20 protein-coding genes are annotated in these 25,783 nt (G+C 69.8%); 10 read left to right on the forward strand and 10 right to left on the reverse strand.

Annotation, left to right across the window (positions count from 1 at the left end; genetic code table 11):
• Positions 1–323 precede the first annotated feature (323 nt).
• From BDK63_RS01335 to BDK63_RS01345, 3 genes are all read left to right on the forward strand, one after another.
• Positions 324–1,526: a TRAP transporter substrate-binding protein gene (locus BDK63_RS01335; RefSeq protein ID WP_246385661.1), complete on the forward strand. Its 1,203-nt coding sequence runs from the start codon at positions 324–326 to the stop codon at positions 1,524–1,526.
• Between the two features lie 112 nt (positions 1,527–1,638).
• On the forward strand, positions 1,639–2,235 hold the full coding sequence (locus BDK63_RS01340) for a TRAP transporter small permease subunit (RefSeq protein ID WP_183329521.1): 597 nt from the start codon (positions 1,639–1,641) through the stop codon (positions 2,233–2,235).
• Complete coding sequence (locus BDK63_RS01345) at positions 2,232–3,551, forward strand: TRAP transporter large permease (RefSeq protein WP_183329522.1); 1,320 nt, start codon at positions 2,232–2,234, stop codon at positions 3,549–3,551. The genes BDK63_RS01340 and BDK63_RS01345 overlap by 4 nt, the downstream gene beginning before the upstream one ends.
• Positions 3,552–3,657: 106 nt before the next feature.
• On the opposite strand, the gene BDK63_RS01350 is transcribed toward BDK63_RS01345, so the two are convergent.
• The 10 genes from BDK63_RS01350 to BDK63_RS01395 form a co-directional block, all read right to left on the reverse strand.
• Entirely contained in the window at positions 3,658–4,350 is a 693-nt protein-coding gene (locus BDK63_RS01350) for a Spy/CpxP family protein refolding chaperone (protein WP_183329523.1), read from the reverse strand.
• A 90-nt stretch (positions 4,351–4,440) separates the two neighbouring features.
• On the reverse strand, positions 4,441–5,160 hold the full coding sequence (locus tag BDK63_RS01355) for a response regulator (RefSeq protein ID WP_183329524.1): 720 nt from the start codon (positions 5,158–5,160) through the stop codon (positions 4,441–4,443).
• Positions 5,157–6,593 carry an ATP-binding protein gene (locus BDK63_RS01360; protein ID WP_183329525.1) on the reverse strand — a complete coding sequence of 479 codons (1,437 nt, stop codon included), beginning with the start codon at positions 6,591–6,593 and terminating at the stop codon, positions 5,157–5,159. Before BDK63_RS01360 ends, BDK63_RS01355 begins: the two co-directional genes overlap by 4 nt.
• The gene (locus BDK63_RS01365) at positions 6,590–9,691 is read right to left on the reverse strand and encodes an efflux RND transporter permease subunit (RefSeq protein WP_183329526.1); all 3,102 of its coding nucleotides are present in this window, start codon (positions 9,689–9,691) and stop codon (positions 6,590–6,592) included. Before BDK63_RS01365 ends, BDK63_RS01360 begins: the two co-directional genes overlap by 4 nt.
• Entirely contained in the window at positions 9,688–11,013 is a 1,326-nt protein-coding gene (locus BDK63_RS01370; RefSeq protein WP_246385663.1) for an efflux RND transporter periplasmic adaptor subunit, read from the reverse strand. The genes BDK63_RS01365 and BDK63_RS01370 overlap by 4 nt, the downstream gene beginning before the upstream one ends.
• A gap of 42 nt (positions 11,014–11,055) precedes the next feature.
• Positions 11,056–11,982: a LysO family transporter gene (locus BDK63_RS01375; RefSeq protein WP_183329527.1), complete on the reverse strand. Its 927-nt coding sequence runs from the start codon at positions 11,980–11,982 to the stop codon at positions 11,056–11,058.
• Positions 11,983–12,101: 119 nt separating this feature from the next.
• Complete coding sequence (locus BDK63_RS01380) at positions 12,102–12,812, reverse strand: hypothetical protein (protein ID WP_183329528.1); 711 nt, start codon at positions 12,810–12,812, stop codon at positions 12,102–12,104.
• Positions 12,813–12,978: 166 nt separating this feature from the next.
• On the reverse strand, positions 12,979–14,325 hold the full coding sequence (locus BDK63_RS01385) for a nicotinate phosphoribosyltransferase (RefSeq protein ID WP_183329529.1): 1,347 nt from the start codon (positions 14,323–14,325) through the stop codon (positions 12,979–12,981).
• Positions 14,322–14,888, reverse strand: coding sequence for an isochorismatase family protein (locus tag BDK63_RS01390; RefSeq protein WP_221202457.1), 567 nt, complete (start codon positions 14,886–14,888; stop codon positions 14,322–14,324). The genes BDK63_RS01385 and BDK63_RS01390 overlap by 4 nt, the downstream gene beginning before the upstream one ends.
• Positions 14,889–14,966: 78 nt before the next feature.
• Complete coding sequence (locus BDK63_RS01395; protein WP_183329530.1) at positions 14,967–15,902, reverse strand: 2-hydroxyacid dehydrogenase; 936 nt, start codon at positions 15,900–15,902, stop codon at positions 14,967–14,969.
• Positions 15,903–16,162: 260 nt separating this feature from the next.
• Here BDK63_RS01395 and doeA point away from each other — a divergent pair, with 260 nt between their 5' ends.
• The 7 genes from doeA (at position 16,163) to BDK63_RS01430 (ending at position 25,715) form a co-directional block, all read left to right on the forward strand.
• Positions 16,163–17,362, forward strand: coding sequence for an ectoine hydrolase DoeA (gene doeA, locus BDK63_RS01400; protein ID WP_183329531.1), 1,200 nt, complete (start codon positions 16,163–16,165; stop codon positions 17,360–17,362).
• Between the two features lie 200 nt (positions 17,363–17,562).
• Positions 17,563–18,576 carry a N(2)-acetyl-L-2,4-diaminobutanoate deacetylase DoeB gene (doeB, locus tag BDK63_RS01405; RefSeq protein ID WP_183329532.1) on the forward strand — a complete coding sequence of 338 codons (1,014 nt, stop codon included), beginning with the start codon at positions 17,563–17,565 and terminating at the stop codon, positions 18,574–18,576.
• Positions 18,577–18,592: 16 nt separating this feature from the next.
• Positions 18,593–19,069 (forward strand): Lrp/AsnC family transcriptional regulator, encoded by a 477-nt coding sequence (locus BDK63_RS01410; protein WP_183329533.1) that lies wholly within the window; start codon positions 18,593–18,595, stop codon positions 19,067–19,069.
• Positions 19,070–19,297: 228 nt separating this feature from the next.
• Positions 19,298–20,167, forward strand: coding sequence for a carbon-nitrogen hydrolase family protein (locus tag BDK63_RS01415; protein ID WP_183329534.1), 870 nt, complete (start codon positions 19,298–19,300; stop codon positions 20,165–20,167).
• Between the two features lie 184 nt (positions 20,168–20,351).
• Positions 20,352–21,824 carry a biotin carboxylase gene (locus tag BDK63_RS01420; protein WP_183329535.1) on the forward strand — a complete coding sequence of 491 codons (1,473 nt, stop codon included), beginning with the start codon at positions 20,352–20,354 and terminating at the stop codon, positions 21,822–21,824.
• Positions 21,825–21,871: 47 nt separating this feature from the next.
• On the forward strand, positions 21,872–22,873 hold the full coding sequence (locus tag BDK63_RS01425; protein WP_183329536.1) for a C45 family autoproteolytic acyltransferase/hydrolase: 1,002 nt from the start codon (positions 21,872–21,874) through the stop codon (positions 22,871–22,873).
• Between the two features lie 58 nt (positions 22,874–22,931).
• Complete coding sequence (locus tag BDK63_RS01430) at positions 22,932–25,715, forward strand: aminotransferase class I/II-fold pyridoxal phosphate-dependent enzyme (RefSeq protein ID WP_183329537.1); 2,784 nt, start codon at positions 22,932–22,934, stop codon at positions 25,713–25,715.
• Positions 25,716–25,783 lie beyond the last annotated feature (68 nt).

Raw genomic sequence — 25,783 nt, forward strand, 5'->3', positions numbered from 1 at the left:
GTGGATTGTTTCGCACAATCGAGAGCACGCACCGCTGCCGGGCGGCCCGGGCGGGCAGGTTTTTGAATGAACGTTCAAATAAAATACGCGGATCGCCGTCGGGCTGCAACCCTGCGTTGAATGGCGGCGGGGTTGCGTGGACCGAACGTCGGACGCGCGAGTTGCCTTGCACGCGGTAACCGCTATACCTAAATGACCGAATGGTGACAGGAGTGACGCCCCGGATGGCGTGTTCACCGCAGGATGCCTCGGGACTGGAACGACCCTGCCGGGCGGGAACCCACGGCGGGGCGAATACAACGACAAGATTTCTGGAGTAACCGATGGCTCACGACAAGACGCCCGCCACCCCGGAGGTGGCCGCCCAGGCGACCCCCTCCGAGACCCCGACGCCGGCCAGCACCTCGCGGCGCCGCTTCCTCACCGGCTCCGCCGTCGCGGTCGGCGCCGGTGCCGCCGCGGCAGTCGGCTTCCCCAGCATCGCGGTGGCCCAGACCACCACGCTGCGCTTCCAGAGCACCTGGCCCAATCAGGACATCTTCCACGAGTTCGCCTCGGACTATGTGCGTATCGTCAACGAGATGTCCGGCGGCCGGCTGCGCCTCAACCTGCTGCCCGCCGGGGCGGTGGTGGGGGCCCTGCAGCTGCAGGACGCGGTGATCTCCGGCGCGCTCGATGGCGGCCACGGGGTCACCGCCTACTGGTACGGCAAGCACAAGGCCTTCTCGCTGTTCGGCACGCCGCCGCCCTTCGGCTGGGACGCCCACCAGTTCCTCGCCTGGTACTGGACCGGCGGCGGCAAGGAGCTCTATGCCGAGCTGCTGGAGATGCTGGAGCTGCCGCTGGTGGGCTTCCAGACCGGCCCCATGCCGACCCAGGCGCTGGGCTGGTTCAAGGAGCCGATCACCAGCGCCGATGACCTGCGTGGCCTCAAGTACCGCACCGTGGGGCTGGGTGCCGACCTGATGAACGAGTTCGGCGCGGCGGTCACCATCATGGGCGGCGGCGACATCGTGCCGGCCATGGACCGCGGCCTGCTCGACGGCGCCGAGTTCAACAACCCCTCCTCGGATCGCCTGCTCGGCTTCCCCGACGTCAGCAAGACCTGGATGCTGCGCAGCTACCACCAGGACTGCGAGGCCTTCGAGATCATGTTCAACAAGAACAAGCACGACAGCCTCCCCGAGGAGTTCCAGGCGATCCTCGAATATGCCGCCAAGGCGGCCTCGTCGGAGATGTACTGGAAGGCCATGGAGCGCTACCCCCGCGACCTCAACGGCATGCGCGAGGAGCAGGGGGTGCGGACCTACATCACCCCCGATTCGGTGCTGCAGGCGCAGCTCGATGCCTGGGACGCGGTCATCGAGCGCGAGTCCAGCAACGAGTTCTTCAAGAAGGTGGTCGACCACCAGCGCGAGTACTGCGAGCGGGTGGTGGGCTTCCACCTGGAGGGCACGGCGCCGAAGGAGCCCGCCTACCAGCACTTCTACGGCAAGGCTTCCACCGACACCTCCACCATCCTGTAGCGGTACCGGCGGGAGCCGCCGCCCACACCGTTCGCCCCGGCGCCAGGAGGGCGCCGGGCCCTCGTTGCCGCCGCCCCTCCGGAGGAGGGGCGGCGGCCGGTGAGAGGCCGTCATGCGCTTCATCTTCATGATCGATCACCTCAGCACCTGGGTGGGCAAGTTGTTCGCCTGGGCGATCCTGATCCTGACCTTCGTGGTGAGCTACGAGGTCTTCATGCGTTACGCCCTGGGGGCGCCCACCACCTGGGCCTACGACACCAGCTACATGCTCTACGGCACCCTGTTCATGATGAGCGGGGCCTATGCCCTGGCCCACAACGCCCACGTGCGGGCCGACGTGGTCTCGCGCTACTTCGCCCCCCGGGTGCAGGCCGGGTTCGAGCTGGCGCTCTACCTGCTGTTCTTCTACCCGGGGATCCTCGCCCTGATGTGGAGCGGCTGGGACTTCTTCGCCATCTCCTTCCGCCAGAACGAGCACAGCTCCTTCACCCCCGGCGGGCCGCCGATCTGGCCCTACAAGTTCGTGATACCCGCCTGCGCGGCCTTCCTGGCGCTGCAGGGCGTCGCCGAGGTCGCGCGCTGCGTGCTCTGCCTGAAGCACGGCCAGTGGCCGCGCCGGCTGGGTGACGTGGAGGAGATCGCCATTCCGGTCAACAAGGAGGCCGAAATCGAGGCCGCCCAGAAGGATTCAGGGGAGACGCGTCAATGAGTGAACCGGAAATCGGCATCCTGATGCTGGGCATGCTCGTCCTCCTGATCATGCTCGGCTTTCCCATCGCCTTCACGCTGATCGCCATGGGCATCGGCTTCGGCTACTTCGCCATCGGCGACATCATCTTCCCGCTGCTGGTGCAGCGCGCCTACGGCGTGATGTCCAACGACGTGCTGATCGCCGTGCCGCTGTTCCTCTTCATGGGCTACATGGTGGAACGGGCCAACATCCTCGACCGGCTGTTTTCCAGCCTGCAGCTGGCGGCCCGCGGCATGCCCGCCTCCCTGGCGGTGGCCAGCCTGATCACCTGTGCGCTGTTCGCCACGGCGACGGGCATCGTGGGGGCGGTGGTGACCCTGATGGGCCTGCTGGCGCTGCCGGCCATGCTCAATGCGGGCTACGACAAGCGGATGTCCAGCGGGGTGATCTGCGCCGGCGGCTGCCTCGGCATCCTGATCCCGCCGAGCATCATGCTGATCCTCTACGGCGCCATGGCCGGGGTCTCGGTGGTGCGGCTCTACGCGGCGGCGCTGATCCCGGGGCTGCTGCTGGCGGGGCTCTACATCGCCTACGTGATGGGCCGGGCGATGATCAACCCGAAGGTGGCGCCCAAGCTGTCCGCCGAGAAGCTCGACGTGCCGCTGGGACAGGTCTACTGGGGACTGCTGACCTCGTTCGTGCCGCTCTTCGTGCTGATCATGTCGGTGCTGGGGGCGATCCTGTTCGGCCTGGCCACCCCCCACGAGGCGGCGGGCATCGGGGCGCTCGGCGCGATCCTCCTGGCAGCCGCCTACCGGCAGCTGACCTTCGCCCGGCTCCGCGAGGCGGTGTTCCTCACCGCGCGCACCAGCGCCATGGTCTGCTGGCTGTTCGTCGGCTCCTGGATCTTCTCGTCGGTGTTCTCGCTGCTCGACGGCCACTCGCTGATCGAGCACTGGATCAGCGGGCTCTCGCTGACGCCGCTGCAGTTCCTGCTGCTGGCCCAGCTGATGATCTTCATCCTCGGCTGGCCGCTGGAGTGGACCGAGATCATCATCATCTTCGTGCCGATCTTCCTGCCGCTGCTGCACATGTTCGGCATCGACCCGCTGTTCTTCGGCGTGCTGGTGGCGCTGAACATCCAGACCTCGTTCCTGACGCCGCCCATGGCGATGTCGGCCTTCTACCTCAAGGGCATCGCGCCCAAGGGGATCCAGCTGGGCGACATCTTCATCGGCATCGCCCCCTTCCTGCTGATGGTGTTCGTGGCCATGTTCATCCTCTACATGGTGCCGGGCATCGTCTTCTGGCTGCCGGGCGTGCTCTACGGCTGAGGCCCGGAAACGACCGGACCCGACGCATGGCGCCGGGTCCGGGGAAGTGGCTGTTCTCACCTGCCGCCGGCCTGGGCCGGCGGCATTCCGTTTCAGTGGCGGTGCTTCAATCGCCGCGCTTCTCGCCATGGCCGTGGTAGGGCTTGCCGTGACCATGGCCATAGCCGCGCTCGCCGCGCTGCATCATGGTCTCGCGCAGCTCCTCGAGCTGCTCGTCGGTGAGCAGCTCGGCCAGGGCGGCCTGGTGCTCGTCGCGCATCTCGCGCATGGCGTCGCGGCGCTCGCTTCGGGAGTCGAAGTCGCGGTCGCGCAGCTCGGCCATGTCGGCGTAGATCGCCTCGCGGGTCTCGCGCAGGGCCTCGCGCTCCTCGTCGGAGAGGCCCCACTCATCGACCAGCGCCTCAAGGCGCTCCTGCATGCTGGCGCGGCGCTGCTCCCTCATCTCGGTGCGACGCTCCTCGCGCATCTCCCGGCGGGCCTCCTCCAGGGCGGCGCGCTGCTCCTCGTCGAGGATCTCGGCGAGGCGCTCCTGATGCTGCTCGTGGAGCTGGCGCATCGCCTCGCGGTGCTCGCTGCGGGCCTCGTCCAGCGCCTCGCGGGTCGCCTCGTCGATGCCGGCGCGCTCGAAGAGCGCCCGGCGCTGCTCGGCCCGGTACTCGGCGCGGGCCTCCTGCCACTGCTCGCGCTGTTCCGCCGTTCCCTTGCCATGGTGGGCGGCGGTGGCGGAGAGCGCCAGCGGGGCGATGGCGAGGGCCAGCAGGGCGGGGGCCAGCAGCTTGCGGGAAACGGTCATCTTCATGGGGGCACTCCTTCGGGCCGGGGTTGACGGTTCCAGTCTCCCCGCAGCGGGTGCAAGGGGGATGCACCGACGGTGCAAAGCTCGTGCAGGTCACTCCTCGGGCTGGTACTTGTAGCCCACCCCGTAGACCGAGCGGATCACCTCGCGTTCCGGCCACACCTCGCTGATCTTGCGCCGCAGCTTCTTGACGTGGCTGTCCACGGTGCGCTCCGAGACGATGCGGTGGTCGCGATACATGTGATCCATCAGCTGGTCGCGGGAGAAGATCCGCCCCGGGGCGTGCATCATCACCTTGAGCAGCTGGAACTCCACGGCGGTCAGCCCGAGGTCCTGGCCATCGGCCAGGGCCCGCCAGCCCTCCTCGTCGAGGACCAGGTCGCTGCCGCCGGCCGTCGCCGGGTCGCGGGCCGCCTGGCTGCGCCGCAGCACCGCCTTGACCCGGGCCACTACCTCGCGGGGGCTGAACGGCTTGCAGATGTAGTCATCGGCGCCCAGCTCCAGGCCCAGCAGGCGGTCCACCTCCTCGACCCTGGCGGTGAGCATCACCACCGCGATGGCCGGCCAGCGCTGGCGGATCTCGCGGCACAGGGTCAGGCCATCGGTGCCGGGCAGCATCAGGTCGAGCAGCACCAGGTCGGGGGCCTCGCCCTCCTGCCTGGCGCGCTCGAGCCAGGGCAGCACGGCGTCGCCATGCTCCAGGGGGTGGGTGGTGAAGCCGCTGCCCTCCAGGTAGTCGGCCACCAGCCGGGCGATCTTGGGCTCGTCCTCGACGATCAGGATGCGTTGGGTGACGGTGTCCTGCGGGCTCATGCCTTCTCCTCCTTGAAGCGGTCGTCATCGAGTCGTGGAAACGCCAGCGACCAGCATAACCCACCCAGCGCGGAGCGCGACGCCTCCATCCGGCCGCCGTGGGCCTTGACCAGGGCCGCGGCGATGGAGAGTCCCAGGCCGCTGCCGCCGCTGGCCCGGTTGCGCGATCCCTCGACACGGTAGAGCCGCTCGGTGAGCCGCGGTAGGTCGGGCTCACCCACCCCGGGGGCGCTGTCCTCCCAGGTGATGCGGACCTCCGCCGGCGAGCCGGCAAGGCGCACCCGCAGCTGCCCCGGGGCCCGGGTATAGGCGCAGGTGTTGTCGAGCAGGTTGTTCCACAGCTGGCGCAGGCGCTGGACGTCGCCGCGGATCCAGGCCTCGCCCGGGATGTCGGCGTCCAGTGCGATGCCGCTGTCGGCGAGCCACCCGCCCGCCTCGTCGAGCCGCTCGGCGAGGCTCTCGGCCAGGTCCAGCGGGGCGAGCTGCACTTCCAGGGCCCCGGCGTCGCTCTGGGAGAGCAGGCGCAGGTCGGCCACCAGGCGCTCGAGCTGGCCCACCTCCTGGGCCAGGGAGTGCAGGCTGTCCTGATCCAGGCGGCGGATCCCGTCCTGCATCGCCTCGATCTCGCCGCGCAGCACCGCCAGCGGGGTGCGCAGCTCGTGGGCGATGTCCGAGACCCAGCGGCTGCGCGCCTCGCGGCTCGCCTCCAGGGTGGCGGCCAGCACGTTGAAGTCCCGGGAAAGCCGGGAGAGCTCGTCGCGCCCCTGCTCGGGGAGCCGGGTGCTGTAGTCGCCCTCGGTGAGGCGGCGGGTGGCCAGGGCCATGCTGCGGGTGCGGCGACCCAGCCACCAGGAGAGGCCGCCGGCCAGCAGCAGCGAGGCGACCCCCAGCGACGCGACGATGATCGCCAGGTTGCGCTGCTGGCGGGAGAGGAAGATGCGGTCCATGCGCGCCATCAGCTGCTCCGGCGGCCGATAGCCCAGGGTGCCGACCCGCTCCCCCTCGTGGAGGATCGGCAGCCAGCGCAGGGTGGCGGCCTCCTCCTCGTCGTCCGGCGGCAGGCCGATCACCGGCAGGCCCGCGGCGTCGTGGAGCACGAAGTCCTTGGGGTCGCCCAGGCGGCGCTCGATGCCGTGGGGCGGCGGCCCCGCCCCGGGCCACAGCTGCTGGCGGACCAGGCGCTGCCAGGCCGAGGGCGAGACACGCAGCCACTGCCAGTCGCCGCGACGCGCCCACTCCTCGCCGAGCCCCTCGGCCAGGGTCTCGGCGCGGTTGGCCTGGGTGGTGTCCAGGTACTCCAGGAAGCCGCGGTCGAGGCTGCGCGAGACCGCCAGGAAGACCAGGCCCGAGATGGCCACGTTGACCACCAGGATCACCACGAAGAGCTTGATGCCCAGCCGTGACACGGCGGGGCGGGGCAGGCGCAGGCTCATGAACGGGCCTCCTGTGGGGTGATGCTGCGGCCGCCGAGGCGCTCGCGGAGCCCCTCCAGCATCAGGTAGAGACAGGGTACCAGCAGCAGCAGGATCAGGGTGGCGAAGAGCATGCCGAAGCCCAGCGAGATCGCCATGGGAATGATGAAGCGGGCCTGGCGCGAGGTCTCGAAGATCATCGGGGCGAGCCCCAGGAAGGTGGTCAGGGTCGTCATCATGATCGGGCGCAGGCGTCGGACCGCGGCGGCGACGATCGCCTCCCGGGCGGCCATGCCCTCGCGGCGACGGCGGTTGGCATGGTCGATCAGCACCAGGGCGTCGTTGATCACCACCCCGGAGAGGGCCAGCATGCCCATCAGGCTGATCACCGAGAGCCCGAAGCCCATGATCAGGTGGCCGGCCACCGCGCCGATGATCCCGAAGGGGATGGCGGCCAGCACCAGCAGCGGCTGCAGGTAGCTGCGGAAGGGGATCGCCAGCAGGGCGTAGAGGGCGGCCAGGGTCAGCCAGGCGGCGCGGGTGAGCGCCGAGACGTTGTCTGCGGCCTCCTGCTGGCGCCCGCCGGCGGTGATCTCGAGCCCCGGCCAGCCGGCCTGCAGGGCGGGGAAGACGTCGGCCTCCAGGGTGGCCATCACCTGGTTGATGGCAGCCTCCTGGCTGGCGTCGGCGGTGACGGCGATGATGAGTCGGCCGTCGATGCGCTGCAGGGTCGTGGCGGCCTGGCCCAGCGTGATCTCGGCGACCCGCGCCAGCGGTACCTGGCTCCCCTCGGGGGTGCGGACCGGCAGCCGGTGAAGGTCGGCGAGGCTGCGGCGCGCCTCGGCGGGCAGGCGCACCTCGACGCTGATCTCCTGGCGGCCGACGAACTGCTCCAGGGCGGTGATGCCCTGCAGGGGAGCGCGCAGCTGGCCGGCGAGATCGGCGCCGGTGAGCCCCAGCGCGCGCCCCTCCGGCGACAGGCGCAGCTCCAGCTGCGGCTTGCCGTCGGCCAGGCCGCTGTCGATGTCGGTGATCCCCTCGAACTCGCCCAGCGCCTCGGCCAGGCGGGTGGCCGCCCCCTCCAGGGCGCGGCTGTCCGGGTGGGAGAGGCGCAGGGTCAGGGCGGCCCCGGCGCCGGGGCCGCCGACGTCGGACTCGAAGCGTACCGCCTGGGCGCCGCCGAACTCGCCGGCCAGGCCTCGCCACTCGCGGGCCACCCGGGAGGGCGGCCAGGCGTCTAGGCTCTCGCCCGCCAGGGTCAGCTGCACCGTGAGCCGGTCGCCGTCGATCTGCGCGCGGCTGGCGGTGAACGCCGGGCCGTCGTCGCGGGCCGCCAGCGCCTCGGCGGCGTCCAGCAGGCGGTCGCGGATGGCGCGGTCGTCGGCGATGGGGCTGCCCACCGGCAGGGTCACCGTGGCCTGGACCCGGTCCGACTCCACCCGGGGCATCAGCGAGAAGCCCAGCCGTCCGCTCATGGCCCAGGCCAGGGCCACCGCCAGCACCGCCACGGCGAGGCTGACGGTCAGCAGCCGCTGGTCCAGGCAGCGCTCCAGGAAGGGGGCGAAGTGCTGCCGGGTGACCCGCGCCAGCCATCCCTGAAGCCCCTGGCGCACCCGGTCCAGCGGTCGGCGCCAGGCCGGCGCCTCGCGCCCCCCGGCGCGGTGGGCCAGGTGGGCGGGCAGGATGAACAGCGCCTCCAGCCAGGAGGCCAGGAACACCGTGACCACCACCAGCGGCACCACGGCGAAGATCATGCCCAGGAAGCCCGGCAGGAAGAGCAGCGGCAGGAAGGCCACGATGTTGGAGAGGATGGCGAAGCTGATCGGCACCGCCATCTCCCGGGCGCCGCGCACCGCCGCCTCGCGCAGGGAGTGGCCCTGCTCGCGGTAGCTGTGGATGTTCTCGCCGACCATGATGGCGTCGTCCACCACGATGCCCAGCGCGATGATGAAGGCGAACATCGACATCATGTTGATCGAGACGCCGAACCAGGGCAGGAAGAGCATCGCGCCGAGGAAGGCGGTGGGGATGCCCAGGGTCACCCAGAAGGCCAGCCGCGCCTCGAGGAACAGGCCCATCAGCACCAGCACCAGGGCCAGGCCCAGGAAGGCATTCTTGAGCAGCAGGTCCAGGCGGTCGCGATAGACTTCGGAGCTGTCCCGGGAGACGGTGAGGCTCACCCCCTCGGGCAGGCCGGCCCTCAGGCGATCCAGCTGGGCGTGGACGGCATCGGAGATGCCGATCGGCGTCTGGTCGCCGAGCTGGTAGACCTCCAGGGAGAGGCTCGGCTCGCCGTTGTAGAGCACCTCGCGGTCGGTCTCGGCGAAGCCGCGCTCGACCCGGGCGATGTCGCCCAGGCGCAGCTGGCCGCCGTCGGGGGTGCCGAGGATCGGCAGCGCCGCGAACTCCCGGGCCTCGTCGCGACGCCCCTGGTAGCGGATCAGCCATTCGCCCTCGCCGGTGGTCAGGCGCCCCCCGGCCAGGTCCAGGGCCTCGTCGCCGATGCGGCCGGCCAGCTGGCGGTGGTCCAGGCCGTGGCGCCGCATCGCCTCCTCGTCCAGCAGCACCTGGATCTCGCGCTCACGGTTCCCGGAGAGCTCCACCCGGGAGATGCCCGGGGCCGCCTGCAGCTCGGCGCGTACCTCCTCGGCCACGTCGTGGAGCAGCGGGTCGTCCACCGCGCCGTGGAGCTGCAGGCTCATCACGCTGCGCGAGCGCCCGGCCAGGCCGAAGCGCGCCGGGTCGGCGGCCGCCGGCAGGGTGGTGATGGCGCCCACCGCCTGCTGGATCTCCTGGTAGACCCGCATCACCTCCACGCCGTCGATCAGGGTGGCGGAGACGCGGCCGGCTCCCTCGTTGGCGGTGGCGGTGAGTTCGTCGATGCCGTCCACATCGGCCAGGGCCGCCTCCAGGGGCAGCAGCAGGCTGCGCTCGACCTCCTCGGGGGTGGCGCCGGGATAGCCGATGGCGACGGTGATGATCTCCAGCTCGAAGTCGGGGAAGACCTCCTTCTTGATGGTGGTGGAGGCCAGCAGGCCGCCCACGATCAGCAGGATCATCAGCAGGTTGGGGGCCACCCCGTGGTGGACCATCCAGGCGATGGGGCCACGGCGGATCATGGGCGCTCCTCCCCGGGCGAGGGGCTGGCCTCCCCGGCCGGGCGTTCGTCGCCCGGGGGGCGGGCGCGCAGCGCCATGCCGGCGCGGGGCTGGCCCAGCGGCGAGGTGATCACCCGCTCGCCGGAGGCCAGGCCCTCGGCCACCAGCACCAGGTGGTCATCGCGGTGCACCACCGTGACCGGCCGGCGCTCCAGCCGGTCCCGGTCATCCAGCAGCCACGCCTCGTCACCGGGACGCAGGGCGGCGGCCGGCAGGGCGATCAGATCGTCGCGTTCGCGGGTCGCGAAGGACAGCCGCACCACGTCGCCCAGTCGCAGCGCCGGGGCGCCCCGGTTCTCCTCGGCCAGCGCCAGGGGGTCCTCCACGGCGACCAGCAGCTGGGCCTGCAGGCCGTTCTCCTCGAGCGCCGGCAGCACCGAGAGCAGCTCGCCCCGGCGCCGGCTGTCGGCGGGCCAGCTGCGGCTGGTCAGGGTCACGGGGCTGCCCGGGGCCGCCGCGGTGGCCGGTGTCAGCCAGGCCAGCGCCTCGCCGGGCAGCGAGACGCGCACCCAGAAGCGCGACACATCCACCAGGTGGACGAGCTCGGTGCCGCTGCCCACCTCGCTGCCCTCGCCGAGCAGGCGTTCCTGGAGCATGCCCTGCCACGGCGCTCGCAGGGTGGCCCGCTCGAGATCCAGGCGGGCGCGGTCGCGGGCGGCCCGGGCCCGGGCCACCTCGGCCTCGGCGCTCCTCAGCTGGGGCTCGCGCAGCACCAGGGCGCGTCGCTCGGCCGGCAGCTCGCGGCCGAAGCTCCGGTACTCGGCCTGGGCGCGCTGCTGCTCGCCGCGCTCCATGGCGAGCGCCGCCTCGGCCTGGGACAGCGTCGCCTCGGCCTCGCGCAGGGCCAGGGCCAGGTCGTCATCGTCGAGCCGTGCCAGCGGGGCCCCGGCCTCCACCACCCTGCCGGGCAGCGCTCCGGGGGCGAAGGCTTCCAGCCGGCCGGCCACCCGGCTGGCCAGGCGCGCCTCGCGCTCGGCCACCACGCGGCCGAAGCCGTGCAGCTCGGGGGCAACGGGCCCGGGTGCCACGACCAGGGTCTCCACCAGGGGAGGCGGCGCCTCTACCCGGGGGCGGCGCTCCACGCCCGGCGGCTGGGTCATCAGCCAGCCGGCCAGGGCGAGGCCGGCCGCCAGCACCAGCAGGGCCAGCAGGGGGCCGAGGCGAAGTCGCCCGCGCTGACGGGTCGGGCAGGGCGCGGGAGGGGAGAGGGGGCGACGCATGGGCGACTCGGGCAGGAAGACGGAGTCCACAGCATCGCCGCTGGCGATGCAGTCAATGGTCATGAAATGTGCAAGCCCCGTGCAAGCCCGGGCGTCGCCCCGCGGTCACAGCGACAGGAAGAAGAGGATCAGCGGCGGCGAGAGCAGCGAGAGGAGAAAGCCCGAGACCACCGCCACCGGCACGCAGGTCACTCCGCCGTGCTGCTGGATCACCGGCAGCGTGAAGTCCATGGAGGTGGCGCCGCCGTAGCCGATGGCCAGGGCCGCCCGGCGGCGGATCACCAGCGGGATCAGCACGAAGGCCAGCAGTTCCCGGGCCAGGTCGTTGAAGAAGGCCACGCCGCCCAGCAGGGGGCCGAGCTGGTCGCCCACCAGGATGCCCGAGAGCGAGTACCAGCCGAAGCCGGCGGCGAGGGCCAGCCCCTCGCTGGCGCGCAGCGCCAGCAGCGGGGCGGCGATCAGCCCGCCGACCAGCGAGGTGGCGGCGAGGGTCAGGGCGATGGCCAGGCCGTGGCGGTTGAGCAGGATCTGGCGCAGCGGCATGCCGGAGTTGCGCAGCTGGCAGCCGATCAGCGCCAGCAGGGCATAGAGCACCCACTCGGCCAGGGTCTCGGCATGCCCGTGCAGCGCCTCGCCGACCAGCCGCCCGCCGGCCAGGCCGAGCAGTACGCCCAGCACCACCACCCCGACCAGGGCCAGGGAGCCGCCCATGGCGGCGAGCTTGCTCACCGGCGCGCCGGGCACCACCCGGCTGGGGTCGGCGCGCAGGGCGAGGCGGTTCGACAGCCACCACAGGCCGGCCAGGTTGCAGGCCGTGATCACCAGGAACAGGGCCAGCGCCTGCCCGCCCATGCGCGACAGCTGGCTGGCCAGGTCGTCCAGCCCGGCCAGGCCGATACCCATCAGCAGCAGGATGACGTAGACCGAGGCGTTCACGCCGCGGTTGATCAGTGCCATGGCCCCGGCATGGCGAACCGGCACCAGGTAGCCCAGCACCAGGGGCAGCAGGACGATCACGAGTCCGCTCAACATCGAGATTCCCTTCCCTTCACGATGACCGCCGCCGGCGGTCGAAAGCCCGCTACTCTAGCAGCCCGGCGGCCGGAAGGCAGGGCCTCGGTCGAGGAGGGCGCACCGATGCGTTGCCGGGATCATTCGCCGAAGGAGAGGTGGGTCAGGGAGAGGCGGCTACGGCGTTCGCCGTCGCGGTGGTAGTCCACGGCCAGCAGCAGTCCGGGGAGGTCGGGGTGGAAGCGGAACACCAGGCGACGCTCAGGCTTGCCGGGCTCGGTGACCTCCACCGCCACGGCGTCGAACTCGCCGGCGGGCAGCGACAGGGCCTCGGGGCCCGTCACCCGGTACTCCATCCGCTCCTCGCGGCCGCGGTGGTCCTGATAGCGCAGGGTGCAGGTGGCCGGGCAGTCGCCGCTCAGCGCCCGGCGGGAGAGCTCGAAGAGCGCCGCCTGGCGGTCGGGAAGCCCTTCCAGCTCGCCGGGGGCGAGACGGTAGTCACCGCCGAAGCCCAGCAGCGAGTAGCCGCTGGCGTACTGCAGCGAACGAACGCCCCCCTCCTTGACCAGGAAGCGGCTCTGCTCCTCGCCGCGAGCCACGGCGATGGCGGCGCTCATCCGGCTCTGCCAGGAGCCGCCGTCGCGGGAGAGGCGGTGTTCGACCTGGGTGCTGGGCCAGCCGCTCACCTCCAGGCGGTAGCGGGCGTCGAAGGGGCGGGGGGCCACCCGGAGGGGGTTCTCCGCCGCCGGCAGCGCCTTGCGATAGGCGGGGTCCGGCGCCGCCGGCGCCTGGGCCGCGGCGACCAGCGGCAGGCAGAACAGCAGGGCGGTCAGCAGGCGTCTGAGGGGCATGGGGCGTCCGTATCGCTGGGCGAGTTCAGTGCGGTGGACCCGCCGGCCGGGCGCGGGTTCCGGCATGCGGAGAACTTGCATATTCACCCCGCGGGACGACAGGGCCATGGCGGGACCGCACCGCCGCACCCCTGGCCTGGCCGCGGCGGCAGCGTCACGGCGCGGCTCAGCTGCCTGCCTGCAGGCGCTGGAGCTCGGGGCTCAGGTCGACCGGGTAGCCGTCGTCACCCGGGGCGAGTCGCCGCAGGGCGTCCGGCAGGCGCTCGAGACTCTCCCGTACCCGCTCCCGGGCCTCGTCGGCCCTGGCCATCTCGTCATCGTCGAGCCGTCCCGCCCGGACCAGCGGGCGCAACAGCGGCTCCCCGTCGATGCCCGGCTCGTCCCGCAGGGCAATGACATCGCCGGCATAGCGGCCGTCGGCGTCCCGCCGGCGATAGAGCTGCTTGCGACACGGCAGGTTGATCTTGCCGGGAGAGTGCTTGACCCGCGGGGTGCCGGCGTACTCCACCAGCTTGTAGGAGAGGTCGATCACCGGGGCATCCGCCGACACGCCCATCTGGGTGCCGACGCCGAAGGCATCGATGGGGGCGCCGTCCTCGAGCAGCGTCTCGATCTGGACCTCGTCGAGGCCGCTGCTGGCGACGATGGTGATGTCGTCGTGCCCGGCCGCGTCGAGCAGCTCGCGGGCGCCCCTGGCGAGCTCGCCCAGGTCCCCGGAGTCGAGGCGGATGGCCCTGACGGCGACCTCGGGCTCCTCGCGCATGATCTCGATCACCTTGCGTACCCCGGCCAGGGTGTCATGGGTATCCACCAGCAGGGTGGTGCCGGGGTAGTGGCGGGCGAAGGCCCGGAAGGCCTCGCGCTCGTCGTCGTGGGCGAGGATATAGCTGTGGGCCATGGTGCCGCTGAGCGCCAGGTCGTGGCGCAGGCCGCCCAGCACGTTGCTGGTGCCGGCCAGCCCCGCGCTGCGGTAGGCCCGCACGCCGCGCACCGCGGCATCCACGCCGTGCATGCGGCGCATGCCGAAGTCCACCACCGGCCGGCCCCGGGCGGCGATCACCAGGCGCACCGCCTTGGAGGCGAGCACCGTCTCCAGCTGCACCAGGTTCATCACCAGGCTCTCGAGCAGCTGGGCCTGGGCGATGGGGGCTTCCACCTCCATGAGCGGCTCGTTCTCGAATACCGGCGTCCCCTCGGGCAGCGTCCAGATGTCGCCCTCGAAGGACCAGTCGGCCAGCCAGTCGAGGAAGCCCGCGTCGAACAGGCCGGTGCCGGCCAGGCGCTCGAGGGCCGTGTCGCCGAAGCGCAGTTGGCACAGCAGCGCCGCGGCATGCTGCTGTCCGCAGGCCAGCATGAAGCGCCGGGTCGGCGGCATCTGGCGGAAGAACAGGCTGAAGGTGGCCCGCTCCTGCATCGCCTCCTTCCAGTAGGCCTGGGTCATGGTCAGCTGGTAGAGGTCGGTGAGCAGGACCAGCTCGTCATCGTCCACCCGCGGGGAGCTCGGTGCCGTCATGGGCGTACCTCGGCGCCGGCCTCGGTGAATTCGCGCCGGCACTCGCTCGCGGCGTCCGGGTCCACCGCGGCGGAGAGGCCCTCCAGCAGCAGGGTGGCAAAGCCCTCCCGGCGGGCCTCCAGCACCGTGGCGCGGACGCAGACGTCCAGGGCCAGGCCGCAGACGATCACCCGCGCGATGCCCTGCTCCTTCAGGTAGCCACCGAGCCCGGTGCCGTCGAAGGCCGAGTAGGCGTCGGCGTCGAAGGCGGTGGCCTTGCTGACGCGGATGGTGTCGGCCTCCAGCGCGAGGTCGGGATGGAAGGCGGCGCCGTCGGTGTCCTGGACGCAGTGCACCGGCCAGGGGCCGCCGCGATGGGCGAAGCTCACATGGTCGACGGGGTGCCAGTCCCGGGAGGCCACCACCAGGGCGCCGGCCGCCCGGGCGGCGGCGATCTCGGCGTTGATGCCCGGCACCAGGGCCGCCCCGCCCTTGACGGCCAGGGCGCCGCCCTCGCAGAAGTCGTTCTGCATGTCGACGACGAGCAGCGCGTCGCCGGGGCCGTAGTCCACGTTCATGCTCATCGCGCACCTCCTCGGAGGTTGTCGGGTTCACCTGCCTTCAGCGTAAGGCCTTCCCGGGGCTTCTTGTAGGGGCCGGGCTCAGTAGCCGGCGTCGGGGTCGACGGTCTCCTGCGCCTCGCCCGCCTCGAAGGCGCGCAGCGCCTCGGCCACCTGGTCCAGGGCCGCCCCGAGGGGCGTGGGCCCGGCCATGTGCGGGGTGACCCACACGCGCGGGTGGGACCACAGCGGACTGTCGGCGGGCAGCGGCTCCTCGGGGAAGGCATCGAGCAGCGCGCCGCGCAGCCGCCCCTCGCCCTCGCCCTCGCCGAGCGACTCGAGCAGCGCGGCCTCGTCGATCAGGGTGCCGCGGCCGGGGTTGATCAGGCTGGCCCCCTCGGGCAGCCGGGAAAGTGCCCGGGCGTCGATGATCTGGCGGGTCCCACGCGTGTCCGGCAGCAGCAGCACCAGGCTCCTCACCTGGCCGAGCAGCGCCTCGAGGCCGTCATCGCCGTGGTGGCAGGTGATGCCGTCGAGGGATTTCGGCGTGCGGCTCCAGCCGTGCACCGGAAAGCCGTCGTCGGCCACCATGGCCGCCACCTTGGCGCCGATGGCGCCCAGCCCCAGCACCCCCACCGGCCAGTCGGCCTTGTCCACCACCGCGTGTTCGCGCCACTCCCGGCGCGCCTGCTGGCGGCGGTAGCGGTCGAAGTCGCGCTGGAAGTGGAGGATGCCGTAGCGCACGTAGTCGCCGATCAGCTCCGCCATGCCGGCGTCACGCAGCTTGACGATGGGCACCCCCGCGGGCAGGCCGGGGTTGCCCAGCAGGGCATCCACCCCGGCACCCAGGTTGACGATGCCCTTGAGGTTTGCGGGCTCGCGCAGCAGGGCCTCCGGCGGCTTCCAGACCGCCAGGTAGTCGGCCTCGCGACGCTGCTCGGGCGGTGCCGCGGGGGTGATCACCTCGGCCTGTGGCAGTCGTTCGGCCAGGGCGTCGCGCCACTGCTCGGCATCGTCGATATGTACCAGTACCTTCATGTCGCCTCCCGGGGTCGTCGTGCCCTTCATCATGGGAGCGGGCGAGGCTGTGAACAAGGGTGTCGGATGATAAGGAAATGCTTGACCGCCTACCGTGGGTTGGCAGTAACCTCCCTTCATGGGGACCCTCCCCACTGCCTGGTGCGACTGACCGGCTTGCGCCCCGATCAGGCATCTCGTCAGTGACCCGTCACCCTGGCCCGGCCTTCTCCTCATCAGAGAGGGCCGATTTTCTTGATGTTGCGATGGCGAGTGGCCCAATGACCCAGGTAAACCTGCCCTTCACTCGTGAGGAATATGCCAGCCGCCTGTGGAAGGTGCGCGCCGAGATGGCCAGCCGAGGCATCGACGTGCTGATCATCAGCGACCCTTCCAACATGGCCTGGCTGACCGGCTATGACGGCTGGTCCTTCTACGTGCACCAGTGCGTGCTGCTCGGCCTGGAGGGCGAACCGGTCTGGTATGGTCGGCGGATGGACGCCAATGGGGCGCTGCGCACCTGCTGGATCGATCCGGACAACATCACCTACTACCCGGACTACTACGTCCAGAATCCGGACATGCACCCCATGGATTACCTCGCCCAGTCGATCATGCCCGATCGTGGCTGGCACGAGGGCGTGGTGGGCATGGAGATGGACAACTACTACTTCTCCGCCAAGGCCTACCAGAGCCTGCTGCGTGAGCTGCCCCACGCCCGCTTCATGGACGCCAACTCGCTGGTCAACTGGTGCCGGGCGATCAAGTCGCCCCAGGAGGTCGCGTACATGCGGGTCGCGGCGAAGATCGTCGAGGGCATGCACTCGCGGATCCTCGAGGTGATCGAGCCCGGCCTGCCCAAGAGCAAGCTGGTCTCCGAGATCTACCGGGTGGGCATCGAGGGCTGGACGGACGCCAACGGCAAGGTCTTCGGCGGCGACTACCCGGCCATCGTGCCGATGCTGCCCACCGGCAAGGATGCGGCAGCACCCCACCTGACCTGGGACGACACCCCGTTCCGCGAGGGTGAGGGCACCTTCTTCGAGATTGCCGGGGTCTACAAGCGCTACCATGCGCCGATGTCGCGCACGGTGTTCCTGGGCAAGCCGCCGGCGGAGTTCGTGCGCGCCGAGTCGGCGCTGCTCGAGGGCATCGAGAACGGCCTGGCCGTGGCCAAGCCCGGCAACCGCACCGCGGACATCGCCATGGCGCTGGGCGCGGCCATGGACAAGTACGGTTTCGACCGCGGCGGCGCCCGCTGCGGCTATCCCATCGGCATCAGCTACCCGCCGGACTGGGGCGAGCGCACCATGAGCCTGCGCCCCTCGGACGAGACCATCCTCCAGCCGGGCATGACCTTCCACTTCATGCCCGGCCTGTGGGAGGACGACTGGGGCCTTGAGATCACCGAGAGCATCCTGATCACCGAGACCGGCTGCGAGACCCTGGCCAACTTCCCGCGCCAGCTCTTCGTGCGCTGACCTCGATACACCACCCAAGGAGGGGCGCCGGGGACGAGCCGAAGAGGAGGTCTTTTGCCAGGGAAGGCAAAAGTAGCTTACAGGGAAGTATTCACAGCGCCTCCTCGCAGGCTTGTCGCCGGAACAGCCCCGTGTCGGGCCGCCATTCGTCGCGAGAATGGAGTCTCGAAAGACCTGTACAAGAACATGGAGACCAGCCAATGACCAAGCGTCCCAGCCCCATCAGCGCCACCGTCGACTTCGACGCCGACGGCGTCCAGCACGGCTTCCTCAAGCTGCCCATCTCGGTGGACGACTCCGCCTGGGGGGCGGTGATGATCCCGGTCACCGTGGTCAGGAACGGCGAGGGCCCCACGGCGCTGCTCACCGGCGGCAACCACGGCGACGAGTACGAGGGGATCACCTCGCTGCTCAAGCTCTCAAGCCAGCTCGAGGCCGAGGAGGTGACTGGCCGGGTGATCATCGTGCCCTGCATGAACACCCCCGCGGTAATGGCCGGCAAGCGTACCTCCGGGCTCGACGGCGGCAACCTCAACCGCAGCTTCCCCGGCGACCCCGACGGCACCGTCACCGAGAAGATCGCCGACTACTTCACCCGGGTGATGGTGCCGATGTGCGACGTGGTGCTCGACCTGCACTCCGGCGGGCGCACCCTGGACATCATCCCCTTCGGCGCCTCCCACGTGCTCGACGACGCCGAGCAGCAGCGCCAGGCGCTGGAGGGCGCCAAGGCCTTCGGTGCCCCCTACGCCATGATGATGTTCGAGCTCGACGCCGCGGCCCTCTTCGACACCGCGGTGGAGAGCCAGGGCAAGGTCTTCGTCGCCACCGAGCTCGGCGGCGGCGGCACCTCCACCCCCGAGAGCATGGCGATCACCGAGCGTGGCGTGCGCAACTTCCTGATCCACTACGGCCTGCTCGAGGGCGAGGTGGCGATGCCGGACGAGCCCCAGGTCTACCTCGACATGCCCGATGCCAGCTGCTACGTGCAGAGCGAGCACTCCGGCGTGCTGGAGCTGGCCTTCGCGCTGGGCGAGCGAGTCGAGAAGGGCGAGGTGGTGGCCCGGGTCTACGACATGACCCGCAGCGGCACTCCCCCGGTGGAGTATCACGCCGGGCGCAGCGGCGTGCTGGCGGCGCGGCGCCATCCGGCGCTGGTCAACATGGGCGACACCATCGCGGTGATCGCCGATGTTGTCGACTCCCTGGGATGAGGCGGCCGGCATCACGATGAAACTGGACCGCTACGACCTCAAGATCCTCGAGATCCTCTCCCGGGATGGCCGCATCACCAAGTCGAAGCTGGCCGAGGCGATCAACCTCTCGGTCAGCCCCTGCTGGGAGCGGGTGCGCCGCCTGGAGAAGGCCGGGATCATCGAGGGCTACAGTGCCCGCATCAATGCCGCGGCGCTGGTGCGCCGTACGCCGGTGTGGGTGCAGATCGAGCTCAAGCAGCACAACGCCGAGAGCTTCGCCCGCTTCGAGGCGCTGGTGCACGACACCCCGGAGGTCACCGAGTGCGTGGCGGTGGGCGGCGGCGTCGACTACCTGATCAAGGTCGAGGCGGACACCGTCGATGCCTACCAGCGCCTGATCGACACCTGGCTCACCGGCGAGGCCGGCATCGAACGCTACTTCACCTATATCGTCACCAAGACGGTCAAGCGCCCCGACCCGGGCTTCTCCCGCGACGACTTCACCGCCTGACCCCGCCCGGCGGCGCTCCGTCGCCGCCGGACCGGCCGGCCAGGGTCAACGAAATATCAGCGTTGATTCCCTGTGAGTGCGATGTGGCTTAAGCTGGTAGCGAGAGGCGAGCATGTGCTCGCCGGCCGGGCGATCTTGCCGGCACGCTCCTCAGGTGCCGGACATGCGGGATGTACTCCCGACAGCGCCCTGGAAGTTTTCGAGATCGCCTGACGCAGAGAGACCAAGATGTCCTACTTCACGATTGCCGGGGTGCAGATGCATGCCCTGCACCATGGCGACAACACCGAGGCCATGCGCCACCGGGTCGACGTGCTGATGAGCCGCTTCCCCCAGGTGCAGATGGTCCTGTTCAGTGAGCTGATGCCCATGGGGGCCTCGCCCCACCATGCCCAGCCGATGCCGAGCCACGCCGAGCAGTTCTTCTGCGAACTCGCCGAGCGCCACCGCATCTGGCTGATTCCCGGCTCGATGTTCGAACAGACCGACCAGGGGGTCTACAACACCCTGTCGGTGATCAACCCCCGCGGCCAGGTCGTGGCCCGCTACCGCAAGATGTTCCCCTTCCTCCCCTACGAGGCGGGCGTGGAGAGCGGTACCGAGTTCGTGGTCTTCGACGTGCCTAACGTGGCGCGCTTCGGGGTATCGATCTGCTACGACATGTGGTTCCCCGAGACCACTCGCACCCTGGTGGCCATGGGCGCCGAGGTGATCCTGCACCCGACCATGACCGATACCATCGACCGCGACATCGAGCTCTCCATCGCCCGCACCAATGCCGCGGTCAACCAGTGCTACTTCTTCGACATCAACGGCGCCGGCGCCATCGGCAACGGCCGATCCATCGTGGTCGGCCCCTCCGGGGATGTCATCCACCAGGCCGGCACCGGCGAGGAGGTCATGCCCATCGAGGTGGACCTCAACCGGGTGCGTCGCGAGCGCGAGACCGGGCTGCGCGGCCTCGGGCAGCCGTTGAAGAGCTTCCGCGACCGGCGCGCCGACTTCACGCTCTACCGCAGCGAGTCCGGCTCGTCGCCCTTCCTCGATACCCTGGGGCCGCTGCAGAAGCCGCTGCGCGCCGACGTCGAGGAGTACTGACCCCGCTGCCCGCCCGGCAGCGCCCGTGAAGGAGATCGCCGTGCTGGAGTCCCTGCTGCGTGCCCTGCGTCGCCTCTTCGGCGGGGCCCCCGAAGGGGACTCCGCTTCATCACCGCCCCCCGCCCGGCCCGCCGCCGGGGGGGAGGCCCCCGAGACCCCTCCCGCCACACCTGGAGCGACAACGATGAGCAAAATAACAACCATTGCCGACGTCCGCCGCCACTTCCTCAACAACAAGGAGCCGATCTACTTCATCTCGGCCACCAACTTCAACCTGCTGGGCATCGGCGACTGGGTGGGCAACTTCCGCCACATCAACTACATCGACTGCTTCGACGGCCAGCAGCGCAACGTCTTCGTGCCGAAGGAGAAGTTCCCGCGGGACTTCGAGAGCATCGAGGACATCAACAACTACCTCCTCGAGCACAAGGAGGTGATCGACTTCATCCAGTCGAGGGCCGACGGCGACAACGCCGGTGTGGCGGCCTTCCTGATGTTCGACGAGCATACCGAGGAGGTCTGCCAGCAGCTCGGGCTGCGGGTGGCGTTCCCGCCGGCGAACCTCCGGCAGCGCATGGACAACAAGATCGAGACGGTGCGCATCGGCAACAAGGCCGGCGTGCCCAGCGTGCCCAACGTGCTGGCCCGGGTGGGCAGCTACCAGGAGCTGCTGGAGGTCAGCCAGGAACTCGGCTCCGACCTGGTGGTGCAGACCGCCTTCGGCGACTCCGGCCACACCACCTTCTTCATCGCCAGCGAGGACGACTACTACAAGCACGCCGAGGAGATCGAGGCCGAGGCCGAGGTCAAGATCATGAAGCGGATCAACTGCCGCGGCTCGGCCATCGAGGCCTGCGCCACCCGCTGCGGCACCGTGGTGGGGCCGCTGATGACCGAGCTGGTCGGCTTCAAGTCGCTGACCCCCTACAAGGGTGGCTGGTGCGGCAACGAGATGTTCGCCGGCGCCTTCACCCAGGAGATCCGCGACAAGGCCCGGGAGTACACCTTCAAGTTCGGCGAGGCGCTGCGCGAGGAGGGCTACCGCGGCTACTTCGAGCTCGACTTCCTGATCGACATGGACAACGGCGAGGTCTACCTGGGTGAGCTCAACCCGCGGGTCACCGGCGCCAGCTCGCTGACCAACGTGGCGGCCTTCGCCCACTCCGACATCCCGCTGTTCCTCTTCCACCTGCTGGAGTTCTCCGACGTCGACTTCGACCTGGACATCGAGGAGATCAACGAGCGCTGGTCGCATCCCGAGAGCGTCGACAGCTGGAGCCAGCTGGTGATCAAGCACACCGACGAGAGCGTCGACCTGCTCACCGCCGCGCCGCAAACCGGGGTCTGGAGGATGGCCGGCGACGGCAGCGTCGGCTACGACCACTACAGCTACCATCCCCACGCCGCCGAGAACGAGCAGGAGGGCTTCTTCCTGCGCATCAGCGGCGCCGGCGACTTCCGCTACGAGGGGGCGGACCTGGGCATCCTGATCACCCGCGGCCGGCTGATGGACGACGACTTCCAGCTCAACGAGCGGGCGAAGGCCTGGATCGACGGCATCCGCGGCCAGTACGCCGGCCAGTCGCTGCAGGACCCGGTGGTGGAGGAAGTGGCCGTCAATCATGCCGTCGGTGGCGGCAACTTCAAGATCCTTTGAGCGGGGAGGGCGGCGGCACCCCCTGGCGGGTGCCGTCGCCGGCCGAAATGGACGACAAGACGCTGGTTTTTCGTACCGTGCTCGAGGCGGCACCGGGGGCCAAGTGGCAGTCGCTGTTCGACTACCACTGGCCGGCCTACGAGCCCTGGTACCTCGCCGAGGGGGAGCGCGAGCGCCCCGGGTATCTCGCCTGCTACAACGCCCTGCGCCGGCACATGCCGGAGCTGCTCGATACCTATCGGGCGCTGTGCGAGCTGGCGGGCGGTGGGGACCTGGCCTCGCGCTTCCTGAGCCTCTACCAGCCGCCGCCCTACATCACCGGCTGCTCCCAGGCGGTGCTGGCGCGCCCCGGTGCCACCCTGCTGGCCCGCAACTACGACTACCCCCCGGAGCTGTGCGAGGGCACCATCCTCTATACCCACTGGAACGAGCGCCGGGTGATCGCCATGTCGGACTGCCTGTGGGGCGTGCTCGACGGCATGAACGACCGCGGGCTCGCCGTGTCGCTGGCCTTCGGGGGGCGCCAGGTGGTGGGCGAGGGTTTCGGCGCGCCGGTCATCCTGCGCTACCTGCTGGAGTTCTGCGATACGGTACCCGAGGCGGCGGAGGTGCTCTCCCGGGTCCCGACCCACATGGCCTACAACATCACCGTGGCCGACGCTTCCGGGCGCTACGTGACGGCGATGATTGCCCCGGATCGACGGGCCAGCATCCGCCGCGTGCCGGTGGCCACCAACCACCAGAAGCGGATCGAGTGGTACGCCCATGCCCTGGCCTCGGAGACGCTGATCCGCGAGCGCCAGCTCTCCATCCTGGTGGACGACGAGGCCACCAGCGAGGAGCGGCTGGTCGCCGCCTTCTCGGCGCCGCCGCTGTTCCGCCACGACTACCGGCGGGGGCTAGGCACCGTCTATACCGCCTTCTATCGCCCCCGCGAGGGCCGGGCCTGCTTCCACTGGCCCGGCATGAACCTTGACCTGAGTTTCGATGACTTTCCCGAGGAGCGGATCACCGTTCGCTACGGCAGGCGCGGGCTGCAGACCGGCTGACCCGATGCGCCGGGCGGCCGATGCCCCTCGTCAACAACAAGCAAGGATGGGTGTCGCCATGCAAGAGACCAGCCAGACCGAAACGCCCTATACCGCGCTGGGCTTCTACCACAAGATCTCCCAGCTGCGTGCCGATACCTGGAATGCGCTGAAGCGCGACCTGGGCCAGCTGGTGCGACTGACCGACGATAGCCGGGCGAGGAACCTGGTGAAGGCGATCGACGTCAAGCTGACGCGGCTCGAGATCATCGAGGACTACCACGCCTTCCCCTCCAAGGAGGACTTCCGCCACCTCTGGTCGCTGTTCGACCGCGAGGAGTACGTGCTGCTGGAGAAGGTGGTCAAGCGCCTGGTACGGGCGCTGATCAGCGAGTCCTACCGGCGCCGCCACGTCGACCTCTCGGAGACCGACGCCGATGCCGAGGACATGGAGACCCTGGATGCCCTGGCCCAGCTGCGCCGCGGCCACCCCGCCTCCAACAGCTCCGCCCAGCCCTACTTCGAGCTGCTGATCGTCGACAACCTCTCGGCCCAGGAGGAGGAGGTGGTCCGCGAGGCGTTCCGCAACATGCGCCGCCCCGAGGACCGCTTCGTCTACGACGTGGTGACGGTGAGGAGCTTCGAGGACGCGCTGATCGCGGTGCTGGTCAACCCCAACATCCAGGCCTGCCTGATCCGCTACGAGTTTCCCTACAAGTCCAAGTACAACCTCAGCGCCCTGCGCAACTACCTGGAGGGGCTCTCCGAGCAGGCACTGGAGAACCAGTCCGAGGCCGAGCGCAGCATCCTGCTGAGCTCGATGATCCACGAGCTGCGCCCGGAGATCGACCAGTTCCTGGTCACCAGCGGCGACGTGGAGGCCACGGCCAGCCGTGACATCCGCCACTTCAACCGCATCTTCTACCGCGAGACGGACTACATCGAGCAGCACCACACCATCCTGCGTGCCATCGACAACCGCTACCGCACGCCCTTCTTCGATGCCCTGCGCGAGTACAGCAAGAAGCCCACCGGGGTCTTCCACGCCATGCCCATCTCGCGGGGCAAGTCGGTGACCCGCTCCCACTGGGCGGGCCACATGATCGACTTCTACGGCATCAACATCTTTCTCGCCGAGACCTCGGCCACCTCCGGGGGGCTGGATTCGCTGCTGCAGCCCTACGGCCCGATCAAGAAGGCCCAGGAGTACGCCGCCCGCGCCTTCGGTTCCCGGCAGAGCTTCTTCGTCACCAACGGCACCTCCACCGCCAACAAGATCGTGGTGCAGGCGCTGGTCAAGCCCCGCGACATCGTGCTGATCGACCGCGACTGCCACAAGTCCCACCACTACGGCATGGTGCTGGCGGGGGCCCACGTCAGCTACCTGGACTCCTATCCGCTGCATGACTACTCCATGTACGGCGCGGTGCCCCTCAAGGAGATCAAGAAGACGCTGCTCGAGTACAAGCGGGCGGGCAACCTGGACAAGGTGAAGATGCTGCTGCTGACCAACTGCACCTTCGACGGGGTGGTCTACAACGTGCGCCGGGTGATGGAGGAGTGCCTGGCCATCAAGCCCGACCTGGTGTTCCTGTGGGACGAGGCGTGGTTCGCCTTCGCCGGCTTCAACCCCACCTACCGGCCGCGCACCGCCATGCATGCCGCCCGCACCCTGCGCGACCGCTACCGCAGCGAGGCTTACCGCGAGGAGTATGCGGCCTGGAAGGCCGAGTTCGACCAGCTCGACCCCGACGACGACGCCACCTGGCTGGAGCGTCGGCTGCTGCCCGACCCCGACGCGGTGCGCATCCGTACCTACGCCACCCACTCCACCCACAAGACCCTGACCTCGCTGCGCCAGGGCTCGATGATCCATGTCTGGGACCAGGACTACCGCCAGAAGGTCGAGGCGCCGTTCCACGAGGCCTACATGACCCATACCTCGACCTCGCCCAACTACCAGATCATCGCCTCGCTGGACGTGGGCCGCATGCAGGCCGAGATGGAGGGCTTCGAGCTGGTGCATGCCCAGGTGGAGGCGGCGCTGTCGCTGCGCGAGCAGCTCTACACCCATCCGCTGCTGCAGAAGTACTTCCGGGTGCTGGTCAACAAGGACATGGTGCCGCTGGAGTACCGGCAGTCCGGGGTCGACACCTTCTACGACCCGGTCACCGGCTGGAACAAGATGGAGGAGGCCTGGGCCAATGACGAGTTCGTGGTCGACCCGAGCCGCATCACCATCGCCATCGGCGCCACCGGCATCGATGGCGACACCTTCAAGAACGAATACCTGATGAACAAGTACGGCATCCAGATCAACAAGACCTCGCGCAATACCGTGCTGTTCATGACCAACATCGGCACCACCCGGGGCTCCATCGCCTACCTGCTCGACGTGCTGATCAAGCTGGCCAAGGAGTTCGAGACTCGCTGGGAGGAGAGCAGCCGGCCCGAGCGCAAGATCATCGAGCACCGGGTGCGCTCGCTGACCCAGGAGCTGCCTCCGCTGCCCGACTTCAGCCGCTTCCACGACGCCTTCCGCCCGGACCCCGGTGGCCACACCCCGGAGGGGGACATCCGCCGCGCCTACTTCCTCAGCTACGACGAGGAGAACACCGAGTACCTGCGCTTCGACAACGGCGAGCTGCAGGCGGCGATGCGGGCCGGCCGCGACGTGGTCTCGGCGAGCTTCGTGATCCCCTATCCGCCGGGATTCCCGGTGCTGGTGCCGGGCCAGGTGGTCAGCGAGGAGATCCTCTACTTCCTGCAGGCCCTGGACGTCACCGAGATCCACGGCTACCGGCCGGAGCTGGGCCTGCTGGTATTCACCGAGGCCGCGCTGGTCGACCCGGCGGCCGGCTGAGGGCCCGCAGAAAAACTTCGCGTCAGACCGGCGAGGACGAAAAAAAAGCCCATTCGCCTCGCCGGCCA

Origin of the sequence: Halomonas campaniensis (assembly GCF_014193375.1) — a bacterium.
Taxonomy (GTDB): domain Bacteria; phylum Pseudomonadota; class Gammaproteobacteria; order Pseudomonadales; family Halomonadaceae; genus Halomonas; species Halomonas campaniensis.